The organism is Pseudomonas sp. BGI-2, assembly GCF_004310295.1.
Classification (GTDB): domain Bacteria; phylum Pseudomonadota; class Gammaproteobacteria; order Pseudomonadales; family Pseudomonadaceae; genus Aquipseudomonas.
The window spans coordinates 50,188-60,675 of sequence record NZ_SISB01000042.1 but is presented as its reverse complement, the minus strand read 5'-3'; the positions used below and the strand labels follow the sequence as shown (position 1 = coordinate 60,675).

The window sequence follows — 10,488 nt, the reverse complement described above, 5'->3', positions numbered from 1 at the left end:
CAAAACCCCAGGCATGGCAGTCAAGGAGCTATGGGTCTATCTGTTGGCACACAATCTGATCCGAATGCTCATGGCACAATCAGCGCTATTAGCTGACTGTTTACCTCGCGAACTGAGCTTCAAACACCGCCTTCAGCTATGGCTGGCGCTGCGACAATATGGCAGCCCTGAAGATGAGAATGGCCTGTCGAATTTATTGATGTTGATTGCTCAGAGACGCGTCGGGAATCGGCCTAGTCGTATCGAGCCGCGGGCCATAAAACGAAGACCTCAAGCCTACCCCTTGCTGACCAAACCACGTCGGTCAGCAAGGGCAGATGTCAGGAAAAACGGGCACGCAAAACATGTTAAGTAAGTGCCATTCAAATCTGTCCTCTTTTTGCTAAGGAAGTCCTTCCGAAATCAACGCTCAAGGTCAAAAAATAGCTGATGAAATTCTGAGCAATCCCGCGACAACCGTAACCTATAAGGACACGGGGAGATTTGGGAAAGTAATGGATGTAATTGCTCCTGATGGTCGGGGGCTACGTTATGATGCTAATGGGAAATTTATTGGTCTATTGGAGCCACCAAAACCATGACTCATTTATCATCAATGATAACCAGCCCACCAGATCGTGAAAATTTAGTGTTTGAGATATGGTCGGGAACTAACCAACTGGCTGAAGTATCCCGTGAGCCTGGCAGATCAGTTGAGATCGAAATTTACCCGCCTGTTGAAGGCGGGAAATGGAATTTTGAGCTTGAAGAACTCATGTCCCTTTTGAATCAGGCGGTTAAGAATTTAAGTCATGGTTAAAATGGTGCAAAAGGTGAGTTGAACACATCTTTGCTTGATGAGTTAACTGCTAATGGTGTGAAATTTACCGCAGCGAATGTTATTGCTACGACTCGCAATTCTAGTGCGATTACCAGAAAATAAATCTGTCCCTTCCTTTGCTCGGGGCCTGGTGTTCGGCCTGACCATTTTGTTGTAGCCTATAAAATTGGCAATGGACGAGAAGTTCGGCAAACATTTGTAAATGCGCCCGGAGGGGTATGACGGATGAGTGAAGACGAGATCTATCTGCAGATTGGAGAAATACTCTTAGGTACCGCTCCGCCTTCGGCGGTTGAAGTTATAGTTGAAGCCGAGATTTCTCCAGAGGATGATCACTGTCAATTGCTATTTGATTACATTGATGAGCACGGGAAGAAAGACTGGTTCAGTCCAAAGAGCGGTCATGTAGATGTGGGGTTGCTGAAAAGCCTGGTTGAACTGAGAAAAATATACAAGGAGAGTGGAAAGACAGCCGGTTTGCCCGTCTGGAGTGGTTGCACCATTACACTGAAAGTTGTGCCTGCCAAGTTGGCAATTGCTTTCAAGTATGACTAAAAAGACAGGCTTGACGCAGAATGTCCCCATGAAACGGGCGACCCATTGGTCGCCCGTTTTCATTCACAAAAATTAGCTTTGATAGTGCTAGCCCTGTCGCTATCAGCCTGCGGACCTTCTCGTTCAGTGTGGATCGATAGCGCCAACCGCCTGGTCGGGCAACCAATGCCCGACCTCGAAAACACCCCGTGCGATGATCGCTGTCGGCTCATGTTGTGGTCCCCGAACAATCACGAACACCGCTATGAGCGAGTGGTCGAGGGCGACGGCAATCGCTACTACTTCAACTGGTTGTTCGATTGCAGCTACTCGGTGTACACCACGGCCGATGGTGTGATCCGGTCGTGGCGATTCGAGACATCGCGGCCTGAAAGTTGTTATGTGTTCTAGCGCGCTCTATCCCCCATGGCAGCAACTCGACGACGTCTTTTCTTCGTATTTGTCGTGGTGCTTCACCCACTCCATGATTTGCTCTTCATTGCGCCCCTTGGGCATGAGGTCGAGGTAGTTATAGGCGCCGACCAACATGTCCAGGCCTCGGGCATAGGTGGAATAGGTGTGAAAGATTTCTCCCGCTTCATTGCGATAAAACACGCTAAGGCCGGGAAGTTCTTCTTCGGCGCCGTCGGACTTTTCGTAGTTGTAAGTGGCTCTGCCGGCAGTGACGTCTTCGGCTCGGGCGCAGACGCCGAAGTCGTAATTGAAATCGCAGCCTTCTGACGACACCCAATCAAATTTCCAGCCCATACGCCGCTTGAAAGCCTGAAATTCGGCGAACGGTGCGTGGGAAACCGCGACCACTGCCACGTCATGATGGGCCAGATGCTGGTTGGCGCCGTCGATGTGGTCGGACAGGAACGAGCAGCCGGGGCAGCCCTCATCCCATCCCGCGGCGAACATGAAGTGGTAGATGACCAATTGGCTGCGGCCGCCGAACAGGTCGGCGAGTTTCAGTTCGCCGTGGGGGCCTTGGAAGTGGTAGTCCTTGTCGATTTTCACCCAGGGCAGGGCGCGGCGTTCGGCGCTGAGTTTGTCTCGTTCTTTGGTGAAGGCTTTTTCGTTGGCCAAGTGTTGTTTGCGGGCGGCGAGCCATTCTTCGCGGGACACGATGGGATGATTCTGAACGTTCATCAGTTGTTCTCCTTCGCAATGCAGGGAGGCGACTTACACAGCCTAGTCGTTTGACCTACGCCCAATTCGACATGCCGTCGGTCGGTAGCCGCAAAAAAACTCGGCTGAACGGCTGCGCGCGGTGCCGGTCACAACTTAAGAAGGCCATCTCACTCACAGGCTTTGGAGGTTGAATCAGGATGACAACTTACAACTGGGATTTGATCGAACGCTTGCTGCACGAAGTGCAAAACGGTGAGGCCAGTTATACGCCGAGAGCGTATGCCGAACGGTATGCGGCGGAGAAAGCGTCGAAAGGCGAAGTGACTGAAAACCTGGATCACCTGAAAGCGGTGGCCGGCGAGTACGAAAAATTAATGCTGGCGCGCGGTTACATCGAGCCTCGGCCCGAAGAGCAGGGCGGCACCGGCTCCAATTACATTTTGACGCCGCGCGGCTCGAGTTTGTTGAGCCTGATCGACAGCAGCATTCCGGGTAATGATCATCCGCGGCAGGTATTGGATGAGCAGGAAGATGCGTTGGACGAGGTGACGTTTGATGAGGTGGCGTCGAAGGCGCAGATTGCCTGAAGATCACCCTTAAACCATTGTGGGAGCGGGCTTGCTCGCGAAGGCGGCGTGTCAGTCGACATCATCTTTGTCTGACACGCCGCCTTCGCGAGCAAGCCCGCTCCCACATTTTGATTTGTGTTGGGCTTAGCTTTGCTTGGCGGCTTTAAGGCATTTCAGATCGTTGAAGTCCTTGCGAACCCCTTCAATCTTCTTCAATAAGCGCTGGCGCTGAGCTGGCGTGCTCTCAGCCATTAAATCCACAAACAAGCTTCGTGCCTGCGCTTCAGTGTTGGCGTAGGCCTGACGGTACGCCGGCGTCCATAAACTCTCGCGATTCACCAGAAGCGTCTCGATGCGCTGTGGGAATTGCGGACTCTGGCGCTGCGCAACCGCCGCACTGAACTGCTTCTGCCAATGAACACGGTTGGCGATCCATTGCGTGTTCTGGTCACCCAAGGCGTTTGACCAGGTCACCACCCGTTGTTGCTGGGTCGGACTAAGCGGACCCAGCCAGTCATTCAGGCGTTTTTCCATACGCTCGCCGCGCTGCTTGATCTGCTGATCGAGAGACGGTTTGACGTAATCTTCTTGGCGTTTGCGTTGGTCCTTGGCGAAGGCGTCGTTCATTTCCGCGACTTGCTTGTCATCCAGTCCCTGTAACAACTCGATCGCCGAAGGCGTGATTTCCCGGGCGGTCTGGGCGATGGCGGCTTTGGCTTCCTGAGTGCGGGTTTGCAGCGCGGCATCGGTGACCTGATTGGTCTCGACCATGACCTGCAAGCGGTCCAGCCAGTCGAGGTAGCCCGGCAGTTGCGTGGTGCAGTGCCAGCTCAGGTGTTCTTTGAGGCGCTCGTTGAACCAGCCTTTCTGTTCGCCGTTCATGTCCAGGTAGTCGCTGAGGGTCCACGGAATGATCACGTCGAGGTTGCGGTAGGCCAGGCCCACGCGGCTACAGGCGCCAAGGGCGAGACTGAGGGTGAGAATGACGGCGAGATACTTCAACCAGCGCGACATGGGCGAGTCCTTGCGAAGGTCTGGCTTCTTGAGTGGATTCTTATGTGAACGCAGAATGTGCCCGGCAGTTCAGCCGATCAATAGAAGGCGCGTTCGGCCTTGAGGGTGACCAGCCCGTCGCATTGGCTGTTGTGTCCGGAATAGGCGGAGCAGTCGCTGCCGCTGAGGCTTGAGTCGCTGTAGATCAGGTCGAGGTCGACGCCCATGAACGGCCGGGAAAGCTGCACGGACCAATCGGTGAAACTGCCGATATACCCACCGTCGACGGACGCCGGCGTGTTGAGCTGGTGGGTGGTGTATTTCATGCTGATCCCGATGCCGAACGGCTGATTACCGCCCAGGTCGGCGAAGACGGTGCTGTTCTGTTTGTCCGGATCGTTGCTGAACGCGGCACCGAAGCGGCTGCCGAGAAAAGTCAGGCCACCGAACAGCTCCTGGCTGTCGAGGGTGTCCACTTTCGGATAGCTGTAACGGATCATGCCGACTTCGTAGCCGAGGGTATTATCGAAAGGTTGTTTAAAGCCCAAATAGGAGTCGACTTCCAGCTTGGCTCCCGGCGTCAAACCCATGCTCGGTGCCCATTGCCCCACGTAAAAACCGCTGTCGTGGCTCAGGTCGAGGCCACCGTGGAACGAACCGGTACTGGAAGGTTTGACCAACCCCTGGGCCATGCTGCGGCTGGGGGTGGTGCCGAGTTTGAGATCGAAGTCGCCCAATTCACGCTGGAAGACTTGCGCGTTGGCGACCGAACACGACAGCAGGGTGCCGAGCAATAAACAGGAGGGTTTGAGCATGCGTCACTCCATGACAGCGGGGAGCAGGAACGAAAACCTACTGAAACGCTTGATCTAGACGTGTGCAAGCATACCGGCGAATGCTCGGCATTGAAGGCCGTTCGTCGATTTTTGAAATATTGGTGGGTTTGGCGGAGTGTTGCGAGGAAGGTTCCAGTCCAAGCGCTTCGAAGCTCAAAGCGCTTACGGACCAGGTGACGCGGCAGATATTTGGGGGAGTGTTACTTCTTGCCCAAAGTGATCTGCTTGGACGGGCCGAACGTCTGGCCGCTGACGCCTTTGGCAATTTGCTGGATCTCGCCGCCGGACTTGAGGAACGCAGCAATCTGGTTGTTGATCGATTCGCTGGTTTCAACGGCTGGAGCTGGCTTTGCTTTGCTGTTGGATGCTTTTACACGCATGGCGGCCATTAACCTGTAGAAAATTAACTTGGCCAGGCATCGTACAGGAAATACTTGACAATTGCTTGGCAAATATCCCCTCAAAATACACATCGTAGGGGCGCAATGACTCACAAGTTATTATTCGAAATATGCCCCTAAGCTGCTGTTTTAACTAAGAACGGCGGTAGAAAAACAAGGATTTCTGATGAGCTGGCAGTGGTGACAATCACCCGTTCGGCCTGACGAGCGGCCAAAGGCCTGAGTCAGTACCCAGGAAAATGTAGGCCTTCAGAAGAATTTCTGGTGTCACCGGGCTGGCCACGGAAACGCCGCCCGCAAAACCGGGTAGAATGCCGCCCACGCAATGAGGGTATTGGAAATGGCTTTAGTCGGGCGCTACAACAGTTTGCAAGTGGTTAAACACACTAACTTCGGTTTATATCTTGACGGTGGCGCGGACGGCGAAATCCTCCTGCCTAATCGTTATATTCCCAAAGATATTCCCAGCGAAGATGAAGATTGGCTCAACGTTTTTGTTTATCTGGACAGCGATGACCAACTCATCGCAACTACCGAAACGCCGAAAGTTCAGGTCGGTGAGTTCGCCAGTTTGAAAGTCGTTGAAGTCAACAGCATCGGTGTTTTCCTGGATTGGGGTCTGCCGAAGGATCTGCTGCTGCCGTACTCCGAAGAAAAGCGCCAGATGACGGCCGGCGAGTATGTCGTGGTGCACGTCTACCTCGACAAGCACACCCGCCGCATCACCGCGACGGCGCGCCTGGACCGCTACCTCGACAAGACCACGGCCAACTACACCCCTGGCCAGGAAGTTGATTTGCTGGTGGCCGAAGCGACCGACATGGGCTTCAAGGCGATCATCAACAACAAGCACTGGGGCCTGATCCACAAGAACGAAATCTTCAAGTTCATGCGCGCCGGCAAGGAAGAGAAGGGCTTTATCAAAGAAGTCCGTGCCGACGGCAAGATCAGCCTGAGCCTGCAACCGGTAGGCGAAGAAGCGGCCACCAGCCTCAACTCGAAGATCCTCGCCAAGTTGCGTGACAACAACGGCACCTTGCCGGTCAGCGACAAGAGCGACCCGACGGTGATCACCAGCATGTTTGGTGTCAGCAAAGGCAACTTCAAGAAGGCCATCGGTGCACTGTACAAGAATGGCCAGATCGTCATTCATGCGGATCGCATTGAACTAAGCTGACCTCGCGCCGGCCCCATGTAGGACAAATACATGGGGTTGGGCGGCTATGAAAAAAGCGCTGTTTGCATACTCGGGCACCTTGCTCGCGTTTCTCGTGCTCGACGGCCTATGGCTCGGCGTGCTGATGACGTCCACGTATCGGGCGCTGCTCGGCTCGCTGATGCTCGACCAACCACTGCTAGCCCCGGCAGTAGCGTTCTATCTTCTCTATGTATTCGGTTGTGTGGTGTTCGTGGTGTTGCCGGCGAATACCTGGCGGCATGCTGCCCGTTTGGGGGCGCTGTTGGGATTGGTGGCGTATGGCACCTATGATTTGAGCAACTGGGCGACGTTAAAGGGGTGGTCGGCACAGTTGGCATTGATGGATATGGCGTGGGGTGCTTTTGCCACATGTGTTGCGTGCAGCGTTGGGTATTGGGCTGCGTGCAAAGCGCGGTGATCTCAGTGGCTTGCGATGACGTCATCGCGTGCAGGCTCGCTCCCACGGTTGATTGTTGTCGTACGCATTTACAGGTCCCCCGAAGCGGCATTTTCTGGCCATCTGGTTAATAATCGACGGCATCATTTTTCGCCTCGGTACTGTTTGTTCATCAAACAGGCCGGGGCTTTGTTTTTACTGTCAGGTCACTGCCATGTTGTGTGTTGTCGAGGTCTTCCAATGAGCGCCACCCGGCGTAGCGCCGATGGGTTTGCCCTGCAAGTGATGATCGGGTTGTGCCTGATCTGGGGTGTGCAGCAGGTGATGATCAAATGGGCGGCGCCCGACATCGCGCCGGTCATGCAAGCGGTGGGGCGGTCGGGTATTTCCGCGTTGCTTGTCGGATTGTTGATCTGCTGGAAGGGCGGCTGGGACCAGGTCAGTAGCACCTGGCGCGGTGGTTTGCTGGCGGGTGCGCTGTTTGGCCTGGAGTTCTTCTTCATTTCCGAAGGCTTGCAACTGACCACGGCCGCACACATGTCGGTGTTCCTTTACACCGCGCCGATTTTTACCGCGTTGGGCGTGCACTGGCTGCTGCCGAGCGAACGTTTGAGACCCATCCAGTGGCTGGGGATTTTCCTCGCCTTCGTCGGGATCGCCATAGCGTTTGCTGGTGGCGTGTCCTGGGACAACCTCGATCACCGCATGTTGATAGGCGATGCGTTGGGCGTGCTGGCCGGTGCATCCTGGGGGGCGACCACGGTGGTGGTGCGCGCCTCGCGACTGTCGGAGGCCCCCGTCACGCTGACCCTGTTTTATCAACTGATCGTCGGCTTCGTCGGGCTGCTGCTGATCGCGATCCTCAGCGGCCAGGTGACCCACGTCAGCCTGACCACCGTGGCGGTGGCGAGTGTGCTGTTCCAGGGATTGGTCGTGTCGTTCTTCAGCTATCTGACGTGGTTCTGGCTGTTGCGCCGTTATCTGGCCGCGAACCTGGCGGTGTTTTCGTTCATGACGCCGCTGTTTGGTGTCACGTTCGGCGTGGTGCTGCTGGGTGAAGAGTTGAGCATGAACTTCGTCATCGGTGCGGTGCTGGTGCTGCTGGGTATCACGTTTGTCAGCGCTGAGCAGTGGGTGCGCCGTCGTTTGCGCAAAGCCCTTGGGCAGCAGTGACCGGACGCAACAACAGCCCGCCGGCCACGAGTAATCCGCTGCCGGCGAGTACCAGCGCTGGCTGCAAACCACCACTGAATTGGCTGCTCATTGCTGCCAGCAACGGTCCGGCGAGCTGACCCACGGCGAAGCACGCCGTCAGCAGCCCGGTGTTGTGTTGGGTGGCGTGGGGCGCAGTTCCCGGGAACGTTGCATCACCAATTGCAGCACCAACCCAATGGCCGACGCCAGGCCGAAGCACGGCCAGAACAGGTCGGCCTGCCATTGGCCATGAAACTGAGCGCTGGCCATTTGCGAAAGGAAAGTGGCGGGGATGATGTAGCCCAAACCGTACAACCCGTAGATCACACCTAGACGGCCAATGCCTTGATGGCTGGAAGTGGCTGCGTTCGGTGCGGCCAATCAGACCGGCGGCGGTCAGGTCGATCCGACCTTCACTGAGCAAGTGCGGCATTTGATCAGCGAGGCTGATCACCCGCCGGTACGTAACGCCCTGGATGTGGAAGGACGGTAGGTGTTTACCTTTCGTCAGGGCTGTTCGTACCGGATGCGTCTGGAAGCCTGGTTTGCCCATGACCACGCGGCCATGGGCCGGGCGATGGAGATCGAATCCTATCCGGGAATGCAGGCGTGTGTGATTGCCGGCTCGGGCGTGGCGCTGATGTCGGAGTCGATGCTTGCCAGCTTGCCAGCTTGCCAGCCTGCCGGGCGCGAAAGCGTGGCGGTGCACCCTCTGGCGGAGCCGTTTGCCCGCGCGACGACGTGGTTGATGTGGCGCCAAGGGCATGGTCGGGGCCAACCTGAACGCGTGGATTGAGCAGCAACAGGCGTCTATCCGTCGGCGCCGATTCAGGCTTCGGCGATAGCTTGAACTATCGGTCAGGTATTTTGATCAATTCAGTAACAGATCATTGCGGATTTGGGCGAGCAATGCGTAGGACTTCGGACTATTATCAGTGCGAAGGGGCCACAGAATTCCGGTCGCTCGGCACTACCCTGAAGGGGGCACCATGAAAGAGAAAATCCAAAACTGGCTGCACGATCTGGGTGTTGCACTCGGTTTGATTGAACCGCCTCTGCAACCTGTGCCTATTCGCACTGACGACGAACAGCGTCGACGCCAGCAGCGCCGCCGGTAACTGCCAACACGAGGCCCGTGGCGAGCGGGCTTGTTGTGGCAAGGGGGCTGTTGTGGCGAGGGAATTTGGCGAAATGTCGCACCGCCCCGTTCGGCTGCGAAGCAGCGGTAAATAGCCTGACGCGGTCAACCTGATACAACCCGGTCGAATGGTCTTGGGGCCGCTCTGCAGCCCAACGGGGATAAATCCCCTCGCCACAGTGTGGTGTGTTCACTAAGTTATTCTTGATTGCCAACTGGTGAGTAGTTGGCAACCCGTCTCAATCCCGCCCGATCTCCATCAAAAACCGACTCAAATCATTCGCCGTCCTGGCGTTCTTGAGCATCCGGTCTTCCTCCGCCGTAAACGCCGTCAACCCCAGCTCATCCTCCAGATGGAAGATCAGCTCTTCGATATCCTGTTTATCCAATCCCAACTGCGCCAGGTTGGCGTTGTCGTCGAAGTCATCCTGACCCTCCAGCAGGCGGCTGATAAAACGATGCACGGCGGCACGAACGGCAGCTCTTTTCATGGTGGTTCTTCGAGGGCGTTATTGTTGTTGTCCTTGCGCTTGAGTACAGCAGGCTTCAGGCATGTGAGCGCTGCCACTCGTCAATCATCGTGCGCAAATGCTCCCCGGAAAAACTGCCGAAATGCCCGCCGTGTACCGTGCGGATCGGCAGCGCGCGCAAGCGTTGCAGGCTGCGGGCGTAGTCGTCGAGATTGGAGTGGTAGGCGTCTTCGATCAGCGGACCGTCGTAGACGATGTCGCCGCTGAACAGGGTCTCGGTCGCGGCTTCATACAGGCTGATGCCACCCGGTGAATGCCCCGGCGTGTGCAGCACGTGCAGCACGCGGTTGCCCAGATCCAGCACGTCGCCTTCTTCAATCATCCCCGTGGCCGGTGCGGCTTTGACCCGGTATTCGGCGTAGCACAGCGGACAATCCGGATGCGCCTCGAACATCTCGTCACCGACAAATGCCCGGCTCAAATCGTTTTCGCCGTCAGGTGCCGCCAGGATGTCGGCTTCGGCCGGATGTACCAGACGTTCAGGAAATTCGTGATGTCCCGCGATGTGGTCGAAATGGCAATGACTGGCCACCGCCACCAAGGGCCGCTCGGTGATCCACGGCAGTTGTTCGCGCAGGCTCACGAGCCCGGAACCGCTGTCCAGCAGCAAGTCCTTGTCGCGCCCCTGAATGTGCCAGAGATTGCAGCGGTAGAAGGGCCGGATATAAGGCTCATGAATCAGCCGAATGCCGTCACTGAGCTGTTTGACCTCGAACCACTGGTCGCGGTTGACGATCTTCATAA

14 protein-coding genes and 3 pseudogenes are annotated in these 10,488 nt (G+C 56.2%); 10 read left to right on the top strand and 7 right to left on the bottom strand.

Annotation, left to right across the window (positions count from 1 at the left end; genetic code table 11):
* The 4 genes and pseudogenes from EYC95_RS24220 to EYC95_RS24205 all read left to right on the top strand — a co-directional run.
* A pseudogene (locus tag EYC95_RS24220) lies at positions 1–355 on the top strand (IS4 family transposase); the annotation flags it as partial.
* Positions 356–577: 222 nt separating this feature from the next.
* Complete coding sequence (locus EYC95_RS24215; protein ID WP_131062564.1) at positions 578–799, top strand: hypothetical protein; 222 nt, start codon at positions 578–580, stop codon at positions 797–799.
* A gap of 246 nt (positions 800–1,045) precedes the next feature.
* Complete coding sequence (locus EYC95_RS24210) at positions 1,046–1,375, top strand: hypothetical protein (protein WP_131062563.1); 330 nt, start codon at positions 1,046–1,048, stop codon at positions 1,373–1,375.
* A gap of 210 nt (positions 1,376–1,585) precedes the next feature.
* Positions 1,586–1,765, top strand: a complete 180-nt coding sequence (locus tag EYC95_RS24205; protein WP_131062562.1) for a hypothetical protein — start codon at positions 1,586–1,588, stop codon at positions 1,763–1,765.
* Between the two features lie 6 nt (positions 1,766–1,771).
* Here the strand turns inward: EYC95_RS24205 and EYC95_RS24200 are convergent, their stop codons facing one another.
* A complete protein-coding gene (locus EYC95_RS24200) occupies positions 1,772–2,506 on the bottom strand; it encodes a thioredoxin family protein (RefSeq protein WP_131062561.1) in 735 nt (244 codons plus the stop codon).
* 179 nt (positions 2,507–2,685) lie between these two features.
* Between EYC95_RS24200 and EYC95_RS24195 the strand changes: the two genes are divergently transcribed.
* Positions 2,686–3,075 carry a transcriptional regulator gene (locus tag EYC95_RS24195; protein WP_131062560.1) on the top strand — a complete coding sequence of 130 codons (390 nt, stop codon included), beginning with the start codon at positions 2,686–2,688 and terminating at the stop codon, positions 3,073–3,075.
* Positions 3,076–3,201: 126 nt separating this feature from the next.
* Here EYC95_RS24195 and EYC95_RS24190 read toward each other — a convergent pair whose 3' ends face one another.
* The 3 genes from EYC95_RS24190 to EYC95_RS24180 all read right to left on the bottom strand — a co-directional run bounded on the left by EYC95_RS24190 (position 3,202) and on the right by EYC95_RS24180 (position 5,275).
* Positions 3,202–4,071, bottom strand: coding sequence for a DUF6279 family lipoprotein (locus EYC95_RS24190; RefSeq protein ID WP_131062559.1), 870 nt, complete (start codon positions 4,069–4,071; stop codon positions 3,202–3,204).
* A gap of 77 nt (positions 4,072–4,148) precedes the next feature.
* Complete coding sequence (locus EYC95_RS24185) at positions 4,149–4,865, bottom strand: TorF family putative porin (RefSeq protein ID WP_131062558.1); 717 nt, start codon at positions 4,863–4,865, stop codon at positions 4,149–4,151.
* Between the two features lie 221 nt (positions 4,866–5,086).
* Positions 5,087–5,275, bottom strand: coding sequence for a hypothetical protein (locus EYC95_RS24180; RefSeq protein WP_017337097.1), 189 nt, complete (start codon positions 5,273–5,275; stop codon positions 5,087–5,089).
* A 352-nt stretch (positions 5,276–5,627) separates the two neighbouring features.
* On the opposite strand from EYC95_RS24180, the gene EYC95_RS24175 reads away from it, so the two are divergent.
* From EYC95_RS24175 to EYC95_RS24165, 3 genes are all read left to right on the top strand, one after another.
* Positions 5,628–6,464: a S1 RNA-binding domain-containing protein gene (locus EYC95_RS24175; protein WP_131062557.1), complete on the top strand. Its 837-nt coding sequence runs from the start codon at positions 5,628–5,630 to the stop codon at positions 6,462–6,464.
* 46 nt (positions 6,465–6,510) lie between these two features.
* Entirely contained in the window at positions 6,511–6,903 is a 393-nt protein-coding gene (locus tag EYC95_RS24170) for a DUF2177 family protein (RefSeq protein ID WP_131062556.1), read from the top strand.
* 219 nt (positions 6,904–7,122) lie between these two features.
* Positions 7,123–8,055 carry a DMT family transporter gene (locus tag EYC95_RS24165; RefSeq protein WP_131062555.1) on the top strand — a complete coding sequence of 311 codons (933 nt, stop codon included), beginning with the start codon at positions 7,123–7,125 and terminating at the stop codon, positions 8,053–8,055.
* On the opposite strand, the pseudogene EYC95_RS24160 reads toward EYC95_RS24165, so the two are convergent.
* A pseudogene (locus EYC95_RS24160) lies at positions 8,000–8,454 on the bottom strand (YbfB/YjiJ family MFS transporter); the annotation flags it as partial. The gene EYC95_RS24165 and the pseudogene EYC95_RS24160 overlap by 56 nt on opposite strands.
* Positions 8,455–8,509: 55 nt before the next feature.
* On the opposite strand from EYC95_RS24160, the pseudogene EYC95_RS24155 reads away from it, so the two are divergent.
* Together EYC95_RS24155 and EYC95_RS30750 are read left to right on the top strand one after the other, a co-directional pair.
* A pseudogene (locus EYC95_RS24155) lies at positions 8,510–8,926 on the top strand (LysR substrate-binding domain-containing protein); the annotation flags it as partial.
* Positions 8,927–9,065: 139 nt separating this feature from the next.
* Positions 9,066–9,194: a PA1414 family protein gene (locus tag EYC95_RS30750; RefSeq protein ID WP_007914492.1), complete on the top strand. Its 129-nt coding sequence runs from the start codon at positions 9,066–9,068 to the stop codon at positions 9,192–9,194.
* 259 nt (positions 9,195–9,453) lie between these two features.
* On the opposite strand, the gene EYC95_RS24150 is transcribed toward EYC95_RS30750, so the two are convergent.
* Both EYC95_RS24150 and EYC95_RS24145 read right to left on the bottom strand, forming a co-directional pair.
* Positions 9,454–9,705: an acyl carrier protein gene (locus EYC95_RS24150; RefSeq protein WP_131062554.1), complete on the bottom strand. Its 252-nt coding sequence runs from the start codon at positions 9,703–9,705 to the stop codon at positions 9,454–9,456.
* A 55-nt stretch (positions 9,706–9,760) separates the two neighbouring features.
* On the bottom strand, positions 9,761–10,486 hold the full coding sequence (locus EYC95_RS24145; RefSeq protein WP_131062553.1) for an MBL fold metallo-hydrolase: 726 nt from the start codon (positions 10,484–10,486) through the stop codon (positions 9,761–9,763).
* Positions 10,487–10,488 lie beyond the last annotated feature (2 nt).

Bases quoted from the DNA above. Each gene is read 5' to 3' on its own strand.
- EYC95_RS24215 (WP_131062564.1), top strand. From the start codon at position 578: ATGACTCATTTATCATCAATGATAACCAGCCCACCAGATCGTGAAAAT.
- EYC95_RS24210 (WP_131062563.1), top strand. From the start codon at position 1,046: ATGAGTGAAGACGAGATCTATCTGCAGATTGGAGAAATACTCTTAGGT.
- EYC95_RS24205 (WP_131062562.1), top strand. From the start codon at position 1,586: ATGTTGTGGTCCCCGAACAATCACGAACACCGCTATGAGCGAGTGGTC.
- EYC95_RS24200 (WP_131062561.1), bottom strand. From the start codon at position 2,506: ATGAACGTTCAGAATCATCCCATCGTGTCCCGCGAAGAATGGCTCGCC.
- EYC95_RS24195 (WP_131062560.1), top strand. From the start codon at position 2,686: ATGACAACTTACAACTGGGATTTGATCGAACGCTTGCTGCACGAAGTG.
- EYC95_RS24190 (WP_131062559.1), bottom strand. From the start codon at position 4,071: ATGTCGCGCTGGTTGAAGTATCTCGCCGTCATTCTCACCCTCAGTCTC.
- EYC95_RS24185 (WP_131062558.1), bottom strand. From the start codon at position 4,865: ATGCTCAAACCCTCCTGTTTATTGCTCGGCACCCTGCTGTCGTGTTCG.
- EYC95_RS24180 (WP_017337097.1), bottom strand. From the start codon at position 5,275: ATGGCCGCCATGCGTGTAAAAGCATCCAACAGCAAAGCAAAGCCAGCT.
- EYC95_RS24175 (WP_131062557.1), top strand. From the start codon at position 5,628: ATGGCTTTAGTCGGGCGCTACAACAGTTTGCAAGTGGTTAAACACACT.
- EYC95_RS24170 (WP_131062556.1), top strand. From the start codon at position 6,511: ATGAAAAAAGCGCTGTTTGCATACTCGGGCACCTTGCTCGCGTTTCTC.
- EYC95_RS24165 (WP_131062555.1), top strand. From the start codon at position 7,123: ATGAGCGCCACCCGGCGTAGCGCCGATGGGTTTGCCCTGCAAGTGATG.
- EYC95_RS30750 (WP_007914492.1), top strand. From the start codon at position 9,066: ATGAAAGAGAAAATCCAAAACTGGCTGCACGATCTGGGTGTTGCACTC.
- EYC95_RS24150 (WP_131062554.1), bottom strand. From the start codon at position 9,705: ATGAAAAGAGCTGCCGTTCGTGCCGCCGTGCATCGTTTTATCAGCCGC.
- EYC95_RS24145 (WP_131062553.1), bottom strand. From the start codon at position 10,486: ATGAAGATCGTCAACCGCGACCAGTGGTTCGAGGTCAAACAGCTCAGT.